At 74.2% G+C, this 16,360-nt stretch carries 17 protein-coding genes and 1 pseudogene; 6 read left to right on the top strand and 12 right to left on the bottom strand.

The window, feature by feature from the left end; all coding sequences use genetic code 11:
• Positions 1-196: 196 nt before the first annotated feature.
• A complete protein-coding gene (locus ACFYZ3_RS23075) occupies positions 197-1,117 on the bottom strand; it encodes a helix-turn-helix transcriptional regulator (RefSeq protein WP_388520791.1) in 921 nt (306 codons plus the stop codon).
• Positions 1,118-1,268: 151 nt separating this feature from the next.
• Between ACFYZ3_RS23075 and ACFYZ3_RS23070 the strand changes: the two genes are divergently transcribed.
• Entirely contained in the window at positions 1,269-2,204 is a 936-nt protein-coding gene (locus ACFYZ3_RS23070; protein WP_388520788.1) for an SDR family NAD(P)-dependent oxidoreductase, read from the top strand.
• Positions 2,205-2,243: 39 nt separating this feature from the next.
• Here ACFYZ3_RS23070 and ACFYZ3_RS23065 read toward each other — a convergent pair whose 3' ends face one another.
• Together ACFYZ3_RS23065 and ACFYZ3_RS23060 are read right to left on the bottom strand one after the other, a co-directional pair.
• Positions 2,244-2,870 carry a YigZ family protein gene (locus ACFYZ3_RS23065; RefSeq protein ID WP_388520785.1) on the bottom strand — a complete coding sequence of 209 codons (627 nt, stop codon included), beginning with the start codon at positions 2,868-2,870 and terminating at the stop codon, positions 2,244-2,246.
• A gap of 70 nt (positions 2,871-2,940) precedes the next feature.
• On the bottom strand, positions 2,941-3,711 hold the full coding sequence (locus ACFYZ3_RS23060) for a hypothetical protein (protein WP_388520782.1): 771 nt from the start codon (positions 3,709-3,711) through the stop codon (positions 2,941-2,943).
• 141 nt (positions 3,712-3,852) lie between these two features.
• On the opposite strand from ACFYZ3_RS23060, the gene ACFYZ3_RS23055 reads away from it, so the two are divergent.
• Positions 3,853-4,260 (top strand): CoA-binding protein, encoded by a 408-nt coding sequence (locus ACFYZ3_RS23055; RefSeq protein WP_361005963.1) that lies wholly within the window; start codon positions 3,853-3,855, stop codon positions 4,258-4,260.
• 12 nt (positions 4,261-4,272) lie between these two features.
• Here ACFYZ3_RS23055 and ACFYZ3_RS23050 read toward each other — a convergent pair whose 3' ends face one another.
• The 3 genes from ACFYZ3_RS23050 to ACFYZ3_RS23040 form a co-directional block, all read right to left on the bottom strand.
• Positions 4,273-5,550 (bottom strand): VWA-like domain-containing protein, encoded by a 1,278-nt coding sequence (locus tag ACFYZ3_RS23050; protein WP_388521501.1) that lies wholly within the window; start codon positions 5,548-5,550, stop codon positions 4,273-4,275.
• Positions 5,551-5,627: 77 nt separating this feature from the next.
• Entirely contained in the window at positions 5,628-6,872 is a 1,245-nt protein-coding gene (locus ACFYZ3_RS23045; protein ID WP_388520779.1) for an AAA family ATPase, read from the bottom strand.
• A gap of 151 nt (positions 6,873-7,023) precedes the next feature.
• Entirely contained in the window at positions 7,024-8,430 is a 1,407-nt protein-coding gene (locus tag ACFYZ3_RS23040) for a hypothetical protein (protein WP_388520776.1), read from the bottom strand.
• 161 nt (positions 8,431-8,591) lie between these two features.
• On the opposite strand from ACFYZ3_RS23040, the gene ACFYZ3_RS23035 reads away from it, so the two are divergent.
• Positions 8,592-9,815: a 4-hydroxybenzoate 3-monooxygenase gene (locus ACFYZ3_RS23035; protein WP_388520773.1), complete on the top strand. Its 1,224-nt coding sequence runs from the start codon at positions 8,592-8,594 to the stop codon at positions 9,813-9,815.
• A 29-nt stretch (positions 9,816-9,844) separates the two neighbouring features.
• Here the strand turns inward: ACFYZ3_RS23035 and ACFYZ3_RS23030 are convergent, their stop codons facing one another.
• The gene (locus ACFYZ3_RS23030; protein WP_003977520.1) at positions 9,845-10,204 is read right to left on the bottom strand and encodes a metalloregulator ArsR/SmtB family transcription factor; all 360 of its coding nucleotides are present in this window, start codon (positions 10,202-10,204) and stop codon (positions 9,845-9,847) included.
• A gap of 105 nt (positions 10,205-10,309) precedes the next feature.
• Between ACFYZ3_RS23030 and ACFYZ3_RS23025 the strand changes: the two genes are divergently transcribed.
• The gene (locus tag ACFYZ3_RS23025; protein ID WP_388520770.1) at positions 10,310-11,377 is read left to right on the top strand and encodes a cation diffusion facilitator family transporter; all 1,068 of its coding nucleotides are present in this window, start codon (positions 10,310-10,312) and stop codon (positions 11,375-11,377) included.
• A gap of 4 nt (positions 11,378-11,381) precedes the next feature.
• On the opposite strand, the gene ACFYZ3_RS23020 is transcribed toward ACFYZ3_RS23025, so the two are convergent.
• Positions 11,382-11,939: a YbaK/EbsC family protein gene (locus ACFYZ3_RS23020; RefSeq protein ID WP_388520767.1), complete on the bottom strand. Its 558-nt coding sequence runs from the start codon at positions 11,937-11,939 to the stop codon at positions 11,382-11,384.
• 43 nt (positions 11,940-11,982) lie between these two features.
• On the bottom strand, positions 11,983-12,555 hold the full coding sequence (locus ACFYZ3_RS23015; protein WP_388520764.1) for a helix-turn-helix domain-containing protein: 573 nt from the start codon (positions 12,553-12,555) through the stop codon (positions 11,983-11,985).
• 129 nt (positions 12,556-12,684) lie between these two features.
• Between ACFYZ3_RS23015 and ACFYZ3_RS23010 the strand changes: the two are divergent.
• Positions 12,685-13,543, top strand: a pseudogene (locus tag ACFYZ3_RS23010) (EamA family transporter).
• Between the two features lie 30 nt (positions 13,544-13,573).
• Here ACFYZ3_RS23010 and ACFYZ3_RS23005 read toward each other — a convergent pair.
• A complete protein-coding gene (locus tag ACFYZ3_RS23005; RefSeq protein ID WP_388520762.1) occupies positions 13,574-14,377 on the bottom strand; it encodes an acyltransferase in 804 nt (267 codons plus the stop codon).
• Positions 14,378-14,485: 108 nt separating this feature from the next.
• Here ACFYZ3_RS23005 and ACFYZ3_RS23000 point away from each other — a divergent pair, with 108 nt between their 5' ends.
• The gene (locus ACFYZ3_RS23000; RefSeq protein ID WP_388520759.1) at positions 14,486-15,013 is read left to right on the top strand and encodes a gamma carbonic anhydrase family protein; all 528 of its coding nucleotides are present in this window, start codon (positions 14,486-14,488) and stop codon (positions 15,011-15,013) included.
• Between the two features lie 105 nt (positions 15,014-15,118).
• Here the strand turns inward: ACFYZ3_RS23000 and ACFYZ3_RS22995 are convergent, their stop codons facing one another.
• On the bottom strand, positions 15,119-15,754 hold the full coding sequence (locus tag ACFYZ3_RS22995) for a DedA family protein (RefSeq protein ID WP_388520756.1): 636 nt from the start codon (positions 15,752-15,754) through the stop codon (positions 15,119-15,121).
• 88 nt (positions 15,755-15,842) lie between these two features.
• Positions 15,843-16,280: a DUF4442 domain-containing protein gene (locus ACFYZ3_RS22990; RefSeq protein WP_052838967.1), complete on the bottom strand. Its 438-nt coding sequence runs from the start codon at positions 16,278-16,280 to the stop codon at positions 15,843-15,845.
• Positions 16,281-16,360: the final 80 nt, after the last annotated feature.

The following is a 16,360-nucleotide window of genomic DNA, read 5'->3' as shown; positions in this document are numbered from 1 at the left end:
AGCGTCTTTCTCTTGACAACACCTGAAACCAGCACAAGCCGGCACGGGAGCCCCGGGCCCCCACCACGCTAGCGCCTGCCGGCACCTGCTTCACCACTGGCCCTTGTGCCAGACGGACACCCCAGCCTGTCCGCCGGTCCCAGGGGAAGGGCGGACACCCCAGCCTGTCCGCCCTTCCCCTGGGACCAGCCCCTCATCAGCCCTGCTCGGCCGCGAGAATCTCGGCCGCCCGCTCGCCGACCACCATGGAAGGGGCCGGGGTGGGGGCGGCGGCGGTGCCGGTGACGCGTATCAGGTCGAGCTTTCCGGCGTCGCTGCTCCCGGCCGCTGCCGTATAGGTGACCATGCGCAGGTCGGCGCCCGGGACGACGAGGACGTCGCAGTCGAGCACGATGTCGCCGACCTGCGGATGGCGCAGGGTCTTGCGGTCGGTCGTGTGCTGGGCGGCTGCCGTCTGTGCGGACCAGTACCGGGCGAACTTCGGCGACTCGGCTCGCAGGTCGCGTACGAGGTGCTGGAGGCGGGTGTCCGCGGGATAGCGGCTCGTGGCGTCCTTGAGGTCGGCGACGATCGACGTCTCGAACGCGTCCTGCCCGCGCTCGGACCGGATGGGAAGCATCGACGCGTGGGCGGGGCCGTCGCCGAACAGCGCGCGGACGAGACTGCGTTCGGCGGCCGGGAGCTGGGCGGGGTCGCCGTGCAGCGCGCACCATGTGGTGTTCCACCACAGGAGGGTCCAGTCGGCGGCGAACACGCCGATCGGGACGTCGCCCAGGCGCGCGGCGAGCCGTTGGACACTCGCGGGTACATGGGTGTTGACCTGGCCGTCCTGCGGGGGCAGGAGCCCCGCGCTGCGGTAGAAGACGTCGCGTTCCGCACGGGTGAGCTGGAGGGTACGGGCGAGGGCGGCGACGACCTGCTCCGAGGGGTTCCTGGCGCGTGACTGTTCCAGACGCAGCACGTAGTCGACGGATATTCCGGACAGCTGGGCGAGTTCCTCGCGGCGCAGGCCGGGGGCGCGGCGGCCGGCCGTCACAGCGACCCCGGCGTCCGCGGGGGACAGACGGTCGCGCCAGGTGTGCAGGAGCGCGCCGAAGGAGGTGCGGGAGGGCGTCATGGCTTCATTGTCGCCCGTGGAGGGGCGGTGAGCCTGGGTACTGCCGGTCCCAGGGTCGGGGCGGGCCCTGGTTGCCTTCGGCGGGGCCGGAGACCTTGGTGGTGCGTCCGTCCAGCAGGGCGCACACCGGCTGACCGGCCAAGGAGGCCCCATGAAGCACACCGTCGTCATGACCGGCGCGAGCCGCGGTATCGGCCGCGTCGCGGCCCGGGACATCCTGCGACGCTCCCCGGACACGCATCTGGTCGTCGTCGCCCGCGGCGGCGCCGACGCGCTCGCCGCCGAACTGGGAGCGCGGGGGCGGGCCGTCACCGCGGTCGAGGCGGACCTCGGTTCGCTGGACAGCGTGCGCTCGGCCGCCGCCGCGATCAACGGCCGGCTCACGCGCGGTGAACTGCCGCCCCTGCGCGGCTTCGTGGGAAACGCGGGCACGCAGTACACGAACGCGCTGACCGAGGGGCCCGACGGCTTCGAGGCCACCTTCGCGATCAACGTGCTGGCCAACCACCTGCTCGTCCGGGGACTCGAGAACCGCTTCGTCTCCCCCGCCCGCGTCGTGATCACGGTCAGTGACACGCACTTCGGCGATTTCCGGCACAACATGGGCATGGTGCCGGGACCCGTCTGGGCCGCCCCGGACCGGCTCGCCCGCACCGGTGCGTTTCCCAGACCCGGTACCACGCGCGCCGGGCGCACCGCGTACTCGACCAGCAAGCTGGCCGCGATCCACCTCGTGCACGAGTACGCGCGCCGGCTGCCGGCCGGAATCGACGCCGTGGGCTACAACCCGGGATTCGTCCCCGGCACCGGCCTCACCCGCAACGCGGGCCCGGTCGCCCGGTTCGCGATGCGGCGGGTCATGCCGGCGATGACCCTCACACCGTTCGCCACCAGCCGCGCGGCCGCCGGGCGCCACCTTGCCGATCTCGTCCTCGGCGCCACGCAGGCGCCCAGCGGCTCCTATGTCGACCGGGGCCGCGCCGTTCCGTCCTCGGCGGAGTCCTACGACCGCCGGCGCGAGCAGGAGCTGTGGGAGGCCGTCGAGAGGCTCACGAGCGAACGGCCGGCGCACGTCCGTGCCGCGTGAGGCCCGGCACGGCGCCGTCGTCCACCGCTGTCCGCCCCGTCACGCGTCGCCGTACGCCTCTCCGCCCAGTTCGAACCCGGCCGATCCGGCGGTGGCGTCCGCGAGCCAGGCGCGGAAGGTGTCCACGTCGGCCTCCGGCAGGCCGACCTCGATGGTGACGGCCTCGGCGTACCGCACGTCGCGCACCGCGCGGCCCGCGGTGCGCAGGTCGTTCTGGAGCTTGCCGGCCCGCTGGTGGTCGACGGTCACGGTGGCCAGGCGGAACCGGCGCCGGGTGAGGGTGCCGAGGTCGTCCAGGGCTTCGCCGACCGCGCCGCCGTAGGCGCGGATGAGGCCGCCCGCGCCGAGCTTGACGCCGCCGTAGTAGCGGGTGACGACGGCGACTACGTACCGCATGTCGCGGCGCAGCAGCATCTGGAGCATCGGGACGCCCGCGGTGCCGCCCGGCTCGCCGTCGTCGCTCGCCTTCTGGATCCCGGCGTCGGCGCCGATGACGTACGCCCAGCAGTTGTGGGTGGCGTCCGCGTGCTCCTTGCGCACGCCCGCGACGAAGGCCTGGGCGTCCTGTTCGGTGGCGGCCGGGGCGAGGGCGCACAGGAAGCGCGAGCGGTTGATCTCGGTTTCGTGCACACCCGCGCGGGCGACCGTGCGGTACTCGTCCTGCATCCGGCCAGCCTATGTGCTCGCCGTGCCGCGCTCCCCGGGGCCGTCGGCCCGGTCCCGGCGGCGCCCCCGGTCACGGCGCGGACCCGACGTCCCGGGTGAGGTGGAGGCCGAGGAACCGGTCGGCGTACGCGCAGGTCTCGAAGCGGGCTCCGTCCGGAAGGTCCGGGTCGGTCCGCACCTGACGCAGGACGCGCAGCACGCCGGGGGCGTCCAGGTCGTCCTCCCAGGCCGCCCGCAGCCGGTCGCGCAGCTCTGCCGGGACCGGCCGCGAGGGGCGCCGGGCCCAGTCGGCGACCGCCCCGCGCAGCCCGGCGAGGGTGGCGCGGGCCTCGTCCAGCGCGGTCGCGTCGAGGTCCACGCGCGCGTGGTGGTGCCGTTCCAGCAGGGCGAGGCGCACGGCGTCGGGGTCGGCGAGGTCGGGGACGGCCGGGTGCACGGGGGCGACGGCGACCGTGGCCACGCCCTGTGCGTCTCCGCCCTCGCCCTCGCCTTCGCCCTCGCCTCCGCCCTCGCCCTCGCCCTCGGCATCCTCCCCGTCGCTCACGACGCGGACGCCCTGCCCGGTGCCCGGCACGGGCCCGGCTGTGCCGTCCTCGAAGGGCCGGATGCCGAGGGCGGCGGCGTCCTTGCGCGGCCCGTCCCGCTCCGCCGCGCCGGTCAGCACCGCCCACGCGGGGGTGCCGTCGAGTTCCAGGGCGCGCACCAGGAGGTCCGCGACCAGCAGCACGCGCAGGGCGGTGGCGTCACGCCCCGGCGCGTGCGCCTCGACACGGGTCGGCGCCCGTCGGGCGGGGGCGGCGGGGGCGGGTTCTCCGGTCCGGGCGTCGATGATGCGCAGCACGAGGCGAGCGTAGGCGCGGTGGCGCGGTGACGCACAGGGGCGCGCCCCTCCCGCCCCCGGGGAATCCCCGCACGTCGCGTTCCGTTGTCGGCAACGGGTGGCCCGACCCGCGGGCCGCCCGTGAGCACGAGGAGGCCGCCGGTGTACGGCGACGAGGCAACCGTCCGCAAGATCCTCACCGAGCTGGGCGACACCTGGGCCGTGGTGGGCCTGTCGAACAACCGGCAGCGCGCGGCGTACGGCGTCGCCGAGGTGCTGCAGCGCTTCGGCAAGCGCGTCGTCCCCGTGCACCCCAAGGCGGAGTCGGTGCACGGGGAGCAGGGGTACGCCTCGCTCGCGGAGATCCCGTTCGACGTGGACGTCGTCGACGTCTTCGTCAACGGCGACCTGGCCGGCGCGGTCGCCGACGAGGCCGTCGCCAAGGGCGCCCGGGCGGTCTGGTTCCAGCTCGGTGTGGTCGACGAGGCGGCGTACGGGCGGACCCGGGCCGCGGGCCTGGACATGGTGATGGACCGGTGCCCGGCGATCGAGATCCCGCGGCTGGGCTGATCGCGCCGGGGCTCACCGGCCGGCGCCCGGACCGGACTCGATGACCACCACGCGCGCCCAGTCGGGCGGTGTGTCGGGGACGTACTCGGGATCGTCCTCGTTCCAGGAGCCGCCCGTCCGCTCCCGCGGGAACAGGCCCACCACCGTCCGGCACGCCGGCCGCGTGTCCGGCCAGGGCGTCTGCCCGTCGGTCAGCACCACGACGGCGTCCGGCGCGGGGCGCGCACCGAGCGCCTTCGCGAAGCCGGTGCGCAGGTCCGTGCCGCCGCCGCCCACCAGCTCGATCCCCTCGTCCCGGCACAGCGAGTGCGCGATGCGGGCCGCCGCGTCGCAGGGCACCACACTGACCAGATCGCGCCGACCGCCGACGGCTCGGGCGATCGCGGCGACCTCCAGGAGGGCGCTGCCCAGTTCGGCGTCGCTGACCGAGCCGGAGGTGTCGATGACCACGGCGACCCGGGGCGGTCTGCGCCGCAGGCTGGGCAGCACCACTCCGGGTGTTCCCGCCGAGCGGCGCGACGGCCGGCCGTACGTGTAGTCCTCGCCGGCACCGCCCGAGGAGGTCGCCGAACGGACCGCCGCCCCCAGCAACTCGCGCCAGGGCTGCGGCGGGTGGAACACCTTCTCCGCCCATCGCCGCCAGCCCTTCGGGGCGCTCCCCGGGGCGGCGTTGATGCCGCGGGCCACCCGGAAGCGCACCGCGTCCCGTTCCTGCTCGCTGAGGCCGTCCGCACCGTCCGGGCCGAGGTCCCACTCCCGGTCGAGGCCGTCGGCTCCGCTGCCGCAGTCCAGCCAGGCCAGGCTCTCGGTGAGCCGCCCGAGCCGGAACCGGCTCAGGTAGTCCTCCATGAGCAGCCCCTCGGGCAGTTGCAGGAACGCCGGATCGACCGCGCCCTGAGGACGGACCAGTCCGTCGCCGAACACGTCGTCGTTGATCTCGCAGTCCGCGGCGATGTTCATCCGCAGCCGTTCCGCCGCCCCGGTCAGCCCGCGCTCGCGCGCCACCCGGTCGCTGCGCCCGTGGTGGTCGCGCAGCAGGTGCGAGACCTCGTGCACCCAGACCCCGGCCAGTTCCTCCACGGGCGTGCGGTCCACGAAGACCGCCGAGACGTAGCACCGCCAGTACCGGTCGACGGCCATCGTCGGCACCCCGCGCGACGGGACGACGTGCAGGGCGAACAGCGCCGTCGCCAGATAGGGCCGGGCCCGGGCGGCTTGCAGCCGGGCGGCGAAGAGCTTGTCGAGGTCGATCCGCACCCGGTCCGGCCCGGCCGTCACCGTGGTGGGCATCGGGTTCATCGGCTTCAGCAGTTTCGCCGGTTTCGCCGGTTTCATCGAGTTCAGCGGTTTCGCCGGTTTCATCGGCTTCATCGGCCCGTCCTCGCGGCACCCGCGAGCCGTGCCGCGGCGCGGTCGGCCGCGCGGTCCGCGCGCCGTGAGAGGGACATGGCTCCGGCGAGCCGCTCGATCGAGGCAGGGATGTCCCAGTCCTGCTGCCGCAGCGTGGCGAGGGTCGTCGCCGGGACGACCACGACGTCCGGGGCACCGGTCTCCATCGCCCGGGCCAGCAGCGCCCACGCCGAGTCCCACCGGGACTTCTCCGGCCGTTTGCGCACGGCGGCCACCACTGCGTCCAGCACGGCCTGGCGCAGGTCTCCCCGTTCGGGCAGTACGGCACCGGCCGGGTCGGCGAGCAGGGTCTCCGGGTCCGGGAGGTCCATCCGGTCCAGGCTCGCCATCAGTTCCAGGCCGGGGCCGTCCCCCACGGTCCCCCGCACCAGCAGGGAGAGCACTTCCCTGGACGAGCCGGCCGCGGTCGCGAAGGCGATCAGGCACAGGGTCATCTCCCAGCTCCGGGGCGACGGCCAGGCGCCGCCCCGGCGTGTCTCGCCGCTGGGCAGCCGGTGCACGAGTCCGGGGCGGGCGGTGAGGAACCCGCACACCGCGCGGCGCGCGTAACGCACCGCCTCGCCCAGCCCGGCCGGGTCGAGGCTCGGCAGGGCCGCACGGGGCCAGGTCCCCCCGAGGCCCCGTACGACGACGTCCTGGTCGTGGGTCCACTGGAGATGGACGAACCGGTTGGCCAGGGGCGGGCTCAGCTCCCAGCCGTCGGCGGCCGAGGACCGCGGGTTGGCGGCGGCCACGATCCTGACGCCGGGCGGCAGCCGGAGCGCGCCGATCTGCCGTTCCAGGACGAGCCGGAGCAGCGCCGCCTGCACGGCGGGCGGGGCGGTGGACAGCTCGTCGAGGAACAGCAGTCCGCGGCCGGCCCGCACGAGGCGCACGGCCCAGTCCGGCGGGGCCATCGGAACACCCTGCTCCGCGGGGTCGTCGCCGACGACGGGCAGCCCGGAGAAGTCGGACGGTTCGTGCACGCTGGCGATCACGGTGGTCAGCGGGAGGTCAAGGGCGGCGGCGAGCTGTGTGAGGGCCGCGGTCTTGCCGATCCCCGGCTCCCCCCACAGCAGCACGGGGAGGTCGGCGGCCACGGCCAGGGTGAGTGCCTCCAGTTGGATGTCGGGCCTGGGTTCGGTGGTGCTGTCGCGCAGCAGCGTCAGGAGCTCACCGGCGACGTCGAGCTGGGAAGGAACGGTGGGAGCGCAGGTCGTCATGTGTCATCACCTGAGGGTTGGTAGCGGGAGCAGTCGGTCGTGGGAGGGGTTCGGCGCGGAGAGGTGGCGCAAACAGGTCGGCGCAAAGAGGTCGGCTCGGAGAGGTGGCGCAAGGAGGTCGGCGCGGGCGGGACGTCCGCGGCCCCCGGAGTCAGTCGAACGTCGCGTGGCGCGGGCGGGAGCGGCCCTCGCGGGGCCGGTGGGGGGCCGGGGCGACGCGTCCCGGAGCGGGCTCGTCGAGGCCCGCGCGGAACAGCCCGTGGGCGATCCGCCGCAGCGCGGCGGCCTCCAGGTCGTCCCGCAGGTCGCCGTCGCGCAGGCGGGCGGCGGGCCCCAGCAGCCCCTCGACGGCTGCGAGGGCACCGGCGGTGTCGCCGTGGTTGAGGCGTTCACGGATGTCGGGGAGGCACTCCGGACGCCGGTGTGCCTCGTCGATGACCTGGAAGCAGGGCAGCGGCGTGCCGGTCAGCGCGGCGAGCAGTTCCTCCCGCCGGATCTCGGCCGGATCGTGGTCCAGCGCCGCCAGCGCCCCGTCGACGAGGCCGATCCGGTGCCTGGCTCCCCGGCAGTCCACCATCCGCGGCCCCACCACCGGGTCCGGGGTCCGGAGCCGGGCGTCCGGCACCTGGCCCGCCACCAGTGCGGAGGCGACCAGCGGATGCAGCCGGCCGGCCTCGATCGCACCCGCGCGGACCAGCTCCAGGTCGGGCAGTACCCAGGTGGCCGCGTCGGGAAGCACCGGCAGCGCGGACGCGGCACCGCCGGTGGGCACCGCGACGATCCGCGGCGGCGTGGCCGAGGGCGTTTCGCCCGCGTCCAGTTCCAGGGCGAGCCGCTGCCCGGACCCGACCCGCACGACGACCGTCGAGCAGCCGGTGTCCTCGGCCCGGAGCAGGATCCGTGCCTCGGCCTCCCACCGGCCCACGGCACAGTGTCGCCCCGGCGGCACCGCCCACCGCGGGCCGTCGGTTTCGGGCGGGGCGTCGGAGGGCGGCGGCAGGTCGGCGCCCGAGCGCACACGCAGCTCATCGGTTCTGCGCGCGTCCCACAGGTGACGGTGCAGGTCGAGCCGGAAACGCCTGCTCGGCCGGGGATGCGGGTGCCGTGCGGGACCGGCGACCGGGCCCGAACCGTCCCACAGGGCCAGGCTGATGCGCTGACCGCCGTCCGCCCAGGCGGGTGGGGTACGGGCGACGAGACGCACCGGACGTACACCGTCGCGACCCTCGGTGGCGTACCGGGCCAGGGTGAGCGTGAGGCCCGGGCGCAGCAGCCCGTCCGGGGCGATTCTCGGCATGTGCCAGCGCAGCAGGTCGGGAGCGAGGTGCCGCAGGTCGGTCCGGAGCCGGGAGGCGAGAGAGCGGCCGTGGGTGCGGGCCACGGAGCGCAGGTCGAGGTCGACGTCGACGGCCGCGGCGGCGCACGCGCCCGCCCAGTCCCCGGCACGGCGGCGCGCGGTCGCGGTCTCGATCATGGAGGGCGGCACGGCGAACTCGCGCACGCGCTGCCAGAGGGAGAGGCGGGAGTCGGAGTCTCCGTTCACGAAGTGAGTGGCCATCAGCACTCACCTTGCGCGGACGGGTCCCCCAATCTGCCGACAGGAGGAGTAGTCATCGCGGGGAGCGTAGCCGCGCCGGTCGGGAACCGCCAGGTGTTTTCCCGCGGCGAGGGCCGTCGCGACCGTTCCCGTGTCCCGCGCACCGCCGACATAATGTCCGGGTGAACGCACCCTCCCCCCACTCCAACTCCGGTGCACCACAAGGCTTTTCAGTCGTCGTGGTGGGCGCGGGTCCGGCCGGGCTGACGGTCGGCAACATCCTGCGCGCCGCGGGTGTCGACTGTCTGGTGCTGGAGACCGGGACCCGCGAAGTCGTCGAACAGCGGCCGCGGGCGGGGGTCATCGAGGAGTGGGCCGTGCGCGGGCTGGAACGGCGCGGACTGGCCCGGACCCTGCTGGAGCGGGCACAGGCCCACACCGAGTGCGAGTTCCGGTTCGCCGGGGAGCGGTACCGCTTCCGGTACACCGAACTGACGGGACGCCACCACTTCGTCTACCCGCAGCAGTTCCTGGTGACTGACCTGGTCCGGGAGTACGCGGACGTGCGCGGCGGGGAGATCCGGTTCGGCGTCCGGGACGTGCGCCTGCACGGCGCCGGTTCCGACCGGCCGGCGGTGTCGTACGTGTGCCCCGACTCCGGTGAACGCCGGGTCGTGGAGGCGGACTTCGTGGCGGGGTGCGACGGTGCCCGCGGCGCGACGCGCGCGTCGTTGCCCGCCGGACGGGCACGCCTGGCCCGTCACGACTACGGCGTCGGCTGGCTGGCACTGCTCGCCGAGGCACCACCGTCCTCGGACTGCGTGGTGTTCGGCATGCATCCGAGGGGCTTTGCCGGGCACATGGCGCGCAGCCCCGAGGTGACCCGCTTCTACCTCCAGTGTCCGCCGGGCGACGACCCGGAGAACTGGCCGCACGAGCGGATCTGGGCCGAGCTGCGGGTACGGCTCGGCGCGGCGGGCGCACCGCCGCTCCAAGAGGGGCGGCTGATCGAGAAGCGCGTGCTCGACATGCACGGTTACGTGGTCGAGCCGATGACCTTCGGGCGGCTCTTCCTGGCCGGGGACGCGGCCCACCTGACCGCGCCCATCGCCGCCAAGGGGCTGAACCTCGCCCTGCACGACGCCTTCCTGCTCGGCGACGGGCTGGTCGCGTCCCTGACGAAGGGCGACGGCTCCGGACTGGCCGGCTACTCGGACGCGTGTCTCGCCCGGGTGTGGGACTACCAGGAGTTCTCCCAGTGGCTCGGGGAGATGTACCACGGCACGGCGTCGGGGGATCCGTACCGCGCGGGTGCCGCGCAGGCCCGGCTGCGGCGCCTGTTCTCCTCACCGGCCGCGGCGGCGGAGTTCGCCGAGCGGTACCTCGGCGTGCGGACCACCGGCTGAGCGCCTGGACAGTCGGGACGGCAGATCGCTCAGTCGTGCAGTGGCCGGTCTCCGAGCCGGTGGTCGGCCACGTTCAGCGCCTCGTCGACCAGGCGGCGCAGATGTCCGTCGCGCAGTGAGTACACGACCCGGCGACCCTCCTTGCGGGTCCCGACCAGCCCCGCGAGACGCAGGCGGGCCAGGTGCTGGCTGACCGCCGGTCGGGCCGCCCCGCAGGCCTCGGTGAGGGTGGTGACGTCGGCCTCGCCGCCGGTCAGGGCGTGCAGCAGGGTCAGGCGGGTGCGGTCGCCGAGCAGCGCGAGGATCTCGGCGGCGAGGGCGAACTGCTCCTCGCCCGGTGTACGCGGATGCGCATCGTCCGCAGGTGACAGGTGCATTCGTGCGCTCATACGCACATAATGGCGGGAAGGACGGCGCGCGTCCACCCGTCGCACCGACACACCGGAAGGCACCGGGCACCGGGCACCGGGCACCGGGCACCGGAAGGGGAACCCATGAGCGACCCGAACGGACACCACCACGATCACCACCACGACGATCACCACCGCGACGACCGCTCTCCGGCCGTCCGGTGGCGCCGGTTCGCCCACCTCCTCGCCCACCGGCTCACACCCCACTCCCACGAGGGCGTCGACAAGCTGGACCCGGCCCTGGAGGCCTCGGCCCGCGGGCTGCGCGCGCTGTGGGTGTCGCTGGCGGTGCTCGGCGCCACGGCGCTGGCACAGGCGGCCGTGGTCGTGGTCTCCGGATCGGTGGCGCTGCTCGGGGACACGGTGCACAACACCGCGGACGCGCTGACCGCCGTGCCGCTGGCCATCGCCTTCGTCCTCGGGCGGCGCGCGGCGACCCGGCGCTTCACCTACGGCTACGGCCGGGCGGAGGACCTGGCGGGCATCGTGATCGTGCTGACGATCGCCGCGTCCGCCGTCTTCGCGGCGTGGACGGCGGTCGACCGGCTGCTCGATCCGCGCCCGGTCGCGCACGTCCCGGCGGTGGCCGTGGCCGCCCTGGTCGGTTTCGCCGGCAACGAGTGGGTGGCCCGCCACCGGATCCGCGTGGGCCGGGAGATCGGCTCGGCCGCCCTGGTGGCCGACGGTCTGCACGCCCGCACGGACGGCTACACGTCGCTGGCCGTCTTGCTGGGCGCCGGGGGCGCGGCACTGGGGTGGCGGCTCGCCGACCCGGCGGTGGGGCTGGCGATCACGGCCGCGATCGTGCTCGTCCTGCGGGACGCGGCACGCGAGGTGTTCCGGCGGCTGATGGACGCCGTCGACCCGGCGCTGGTGGACCGGGCCGAGCGCGTACTGGGCGAGGTTCCCGGCGTGCGCGGGGTGGGCGAGCTGAGGCTGCGCTGGATCGGGCACCGGCTGCGTGCCGAGGTGGCCCTGGTGGTGGACGGCGAGGTGACGGTCCGCGAGGCCCACCGCATCGCCGTGGCGGCCGAACACGCCCTGCTGCACGCGGTGCCGCGGCTGTCCGCAGCCCTGGTCCACGCCGACCCGGCGCCGTCCCCGGGCGAGGCGGATCCGCATCTGGCGCTCGCCCACCACGCCTCCGCGTGACGGGTCAGGCGACGCCCAGCCCTTCCAGTACCTCGGCGCCGGGCAGCTCCGCGAAGGCCTTGCCCGGCACGAGCAGCTTGCCGCGCCTGCGTCCGCTGCCGACGAGGACGTACGGCAGGTCGACGACGGCCGAGTCCACGAGCACGGGCCACTCGGCGGGCAGTCCGACGGGGGTGATGCCGCCGTACTCCATGCCGGTCTCCCCGGTTGCCGTGTCCATCGGCGCGAAGGAGGCCTTGCGCGCCCCGAGACGACGGCGTACGACGCCGTTGACGTCGACCCGGGTGGTGGAGAGGACCACGCAGGCGGCGAGCGTCGTGCCGCCGCCGCGCTTGCCGGTGACCACCACGCAGTTGGCCGACTGTTCGAGCAGCTCACGGCCGTAGTGCTCGACGAAGGTGGCGGTGTCGGCCCAGTCCGGTTCGGTGTCGACGTAGAGGATCTGGTCGGCGGGTACGGTGCCGCTCCAGTGGCGTACGGCGTCGGCGACCGGGCGGGTCAGCGTGTCGAGGCTGTCCGGGGCGGGCGTGGCGCTGTCGAAGTTCCCGATGGGTGCGTGCATGGCGGCACGCTAACAACTGCCGGAGCCCCGGAGAACGGCCGTCTCAGCGGACGGGCGGCACCGACACCGCCATGATCATCTCCATCGGCGCGTCACCCTCGTTGCCGTACGTGTGCGGGGTGTCGGACTCGAAGGAGGCGCTCGCGCCCGTGGGCACGCGGTGGGTCACCCCGTCGACGGTGAGGGCGAGTTCACCGGAGGTGACGTGCACCAGCTCGACGGCGCCGGTGGGGTGCGGGTCGGAGCGGCTGCTCTCGCCCGGCATCAGCCGCCATTCCCACATCTCCAGCGGGCCGGGCGCCTCCACCCCGGCGAGCAGCCGGCTGAAGCTGCCGGCGCCGGTGTGCCAGAGGCGGACGGCCTCGTCGGCGGGAACGACGCGGACCGCGGGCCCCTGTTCCCGGTCGAGCAGGGTGGTGATGCTGACGCCGAGGGCGTCGCCGATCTTCACGACGGTACCGAGGCTGGGGTTGGTGCGGGCCTGCTCGATCTGGATGAGCATGCCGCGGCTGACCCCGGCGCGCGCCGCGAGCGCCTCCAGGGTGAAGCCGCGTTCGCCGCGCCAGCGCTTGACGTTGCGCGCCAGGGACTGGGTCAGGAGGTCGAGGTCCGCCACGTTCCGTCCAGGGACTCGTACAGGTGCGTACAGGTGCGTACATTATTTTGGATGACATGGTGCAGCGGATTGAACTATGGTCTGCTGCACCCGAAGGTCCACCGAACTGTACTGCGAGGCGACCGGATCATGACAGCGCTGTTCGCCCTGGCCACCAGCCTCCTGTGGGGCCTTGCGGACTTCGGCGGCGGAGTGCTGACCCGGCGCACCCCCGGCGCTCACGGTGGTCGTCGTCTCGCAGTCGATCGCGGTCGCGGTCCTCGGTGTGATCGTGGCCGCGACCGGCGCCTGGAGCGAGGCGTCGCCGCACCTGTGGTTCGCGGTGGCGGCGGGGCTGGTCGGGCCGGTGGCGATGCTCGCCTTCTACAAGGCACTGGCCATGGGCCCGATGGGCGTCGTCTCGCCGCTCGGTTCGCTCGGCGTGGCCGTCCCGGTGACCGTGGGCCTCGTCCTGGGCGAGCGGCCCGGACTGCCGCAGCTCGCCGGCATCCTGGTCGCCGTGGCCGGGGTCGTGCTCGCCGGGGGTCCGCAGTTGCGGGGCGCGCCCGTGCAGCGGCGGGCCGTCGTCCTCACCCTCGTCGCCGCGATCGGCTTCGGCGCGGTGATGGCCCTCATCGCCGAGGCGTCGACCACGCTCACCGGTCTCTTCCTCGCCCTGTTCGTCCAGCGCGTCACCAACGTCGCCGCGGGCGGACTGGCCCTGTGGGTGTCCGTCCGGCGCGGCGCCCCCGCGCTGCCCGAGCGGGGCCTCCCCCTCACCGCGCTGCCCGCCCTGGCCTTCGTCGGACTCGCCGACGTCGCGGCCAACGGCACCTACTCGATCGCCGCCCGGCACGGCCCGGTCACGGTGGCCGCCGTGCTGGCCTCCCTCTACCCGGTGGTGACGGCGCTGGCCGCGCGCGGGTTGCTGAGCGAACGGCTGCGTGCGGTACAGGCGGCCGGCGCGGGCCTCGCGCTGGTGGGCACGCTGCTGCTGGCGACGGGCTGAGGCCGGCGCCCGCTCGGCGCTCGCGCCCGGTCAGCCCTCAGCGGCCGGTTCCGCGAGCCTGCCCGCCGCCCGCTCCGGGTCGTCCAGTTCGGCGAGACGGGCCACCGCCGCGTCGTCCAGCTTCGACAGCTCCCGCAGCTGCCCCGGCGTGATCCCGTCGGGAATGGGCACCGGAGCCGGAGTCCGCAGCGGCGGCTGCCAGCCCTCGGCGGGTGTCCAGCGCCGTACGACGCGGGCGGGGGCGCCCGCCACCACGGCGTGGTCGGGGACCGTGCCCCGGACCACGGCACCGGCGGCCACGACCACGTTCCGCCCGATCCGCGCGCCGGGCAGGATCACCGCGCCGGTGCCGATCCAGCAGCCGGGGCCGATCTCCACCGGGTCCATCCGCGGCCACTGCTTGCCGATGGGCTGCTGCGGGTCGTCGTAGGAGTGGTTGGTGGAGGTGACGTAGACGTACGGGCCGAAGTAGCAGTCGCTGCCGATGACGACGGTGGTGTCCGCGATGACGTGGCTGCCGCGGCCGAGGACGACCCCGTCGCCGATGCGCAGGATCGGTTCCGGTCCGAGGTCGAGGTCGGGCATGAGTCCGGCGGTCAGCGTGACCTGCTCGCCGATGATGCAGTGCGCGCCGACGTGGATCCAGGGCTCGCCGAAGACCGTGCCGAGCGGGAAGGCGAGCCGGGTGCCGGTGCCCAGCGCGCCGAACCGGAACCGCCCGGGGTGCGCGGCGGTGACGGAACCGGTGCGCTGCACCCAGGCCCAGCCCGCGTGGACGGCCTTCTGCGCGAGGCGGCTCCGCCAGGACGAGAACGTGTTCTTGCGCTTCGGCACCCGCTCACGGTAGTCCGCGTGCGGTACGGCCATGCCGCGGCAGGGCTGTGATCTTCACCCCACCGGGGTGGCGTACGGTGCCGTACAACACCCGAGCAGGAGGCGAAGATGACGCAGAAGGCGCTGATCACGGGCATCGGCGGCAAGGACCCGAAGGTGGACGCGGAGGCCTTCGTGGCGCCGACCGCCTCGGTCGTCGGGGACGTGACGCTGCACGCCGGGGCGAGTGTCTGGTACGGCGCGGTGCTGCGCGGCGACGTCGAGCGGATCTCCGTCGGCGCGAACAGCAACGTCCAGGACAACTGCACGCTCCACGCCGACCCGGGCTTCCCCGTCACCGTCGGCGAGCGCGTCTCCATCGGGCACAACGCCGTGGTGCACGGTGCCACCGTCGAGGACGACTGCCTGATCGGCATGGGTGCCACGGTGCTCAACGGCGCGGTGATCGGCGCCGGTTCGCTGGTCGCGGCCCAGGCGCTGGTCCCGCAGGGGATGCGGGTGCCGCCGGGGTCGCTGGTCGCGGGGGTGCCGGCGAAGGTGAAGCGGGAGCTGACGGAGGAGGAGCGTCAGGGGGTCACGCTGAACGGCACGATGTACGCGGCGCTGGCTGGAGAGCACGCTCAGCTCCGCGGGTGAACAGGGGGCTGCGGACCGTATGTCGGCCGCGGGCCCGGTTGTGGCTGGTCGCGCCCACGCGGCGGAGCCGCACATCGGCACAGCCCCGCGCCCCTTTGGGGCGCCTCACTCCCCGGCGGTGACGGGCTCGGGCTCCGGCTGAGCCCTGCCCGCCCTGCGCTTGACGATGAGCATCGATGCGACTCCGATCAGGACCGCCACCACCAGGCCCAGCCACGAGAAGCGCTTGAGCCAGTCCTCCGCGACGACGCCGACGTAGTAGATGACGGCGGTGGTGCCGCCCGCCCAGACGATGCCGCCGAGGACGTTGGCGATCAGGAACTTCCAGTACGGCATCCGCAGTACACCGGCCAGCGGGCCCGCGAAGATCCGCAGCAGGGCGACGAAGCGGCCGAAGAACACGGCCCACATGCCCCACTTCTGGAAGGACCGCTCGGCGGTGGCGACGTGCCCCTCGCTGAAGTGCTTGGGGAACTTCCTGCCCAGCCAGGCCAGCAGGGGCCGGCCGCCCTTGCGGCCGATGGCGTATCCGATGGAGTCGCCGATCACCGCGCCCGCGCTGGCGCAGGCGCCGAGGACCAGCGGGTCGATCCCGCCGTGCTGCGACGACAGCAGGGCCGCCGACACCAGGATGATCTCGCCGGGCAACGGAATGCCCAGGCTCTCCAGACCGATGACGAGTCCGACGACGGCGTAGACGGCCGCCGCGGGCACCGTGTCGAGCCATTCCTGGACGTGCAACGCCCCACCCTCCGCTTCGCGAACCTGGTCCCTGTTCCCGGTGCGCCTCGATCGAGGCGCACCGGGAAGCGTACCGGGTCGGCGGAGGTCAGCCGTTGGGGCGCAGGGTCCATATGACGGTCATCTCACCGGTGACGGCTCCGTCCTCGCGCTGGATGGCGACGCTCACGGGGAACTCGGGGCGGCTGCCCGCGTCCAGTTCGGCGACGACCTCCGCGGCGGGGCGGCCGAGGGTCGCGGTGGCTGTGACCGGGCCGAGGGCGATCTTCTTGAAGGCGATCTCCGCGGTGACCGGCAGCGGCACCGCCCGGGAGAGCTGGTCGCCGAAGGCGGCCAGCACGATCGCGCCGCTGGCCGACTCGCCCAGCGTGAACATGGCGCCGGCGTGCGGTCCGCCGACGTGGTTGCGGTACTCGCTCTGGTCCGGGAGGGCCAGGACGGCCTTCTCCGGGGTGGTCTCCAGGTACTCGAGGTTCAGGGTCCGGACCATCGGCACCGTGGCGGCGAGCAACTCGCCGATCGACATCTGATCTGCGCTCATGGAGGCAGGTTACCCGTGAGTAGCTTCCAGGGCCAGGCACCCGTGAAGATCGCCGTAAGCTATGC

It is taken from the genome of Streptomyces sp. NPDC001599 (genome assembly GCF_042893535.1).
Classification (GTDB): domain Bacteria; phylum Actinomycetota; class Actinomycetes; order Streptomycetales; family Streptomycetaceae; genus Streptomyces.
The sequence above is the reverse complement of the archived record's forward strand: the minus strand, read 5'-3'. Positions and strand labels throughout refer to the sequence as shown.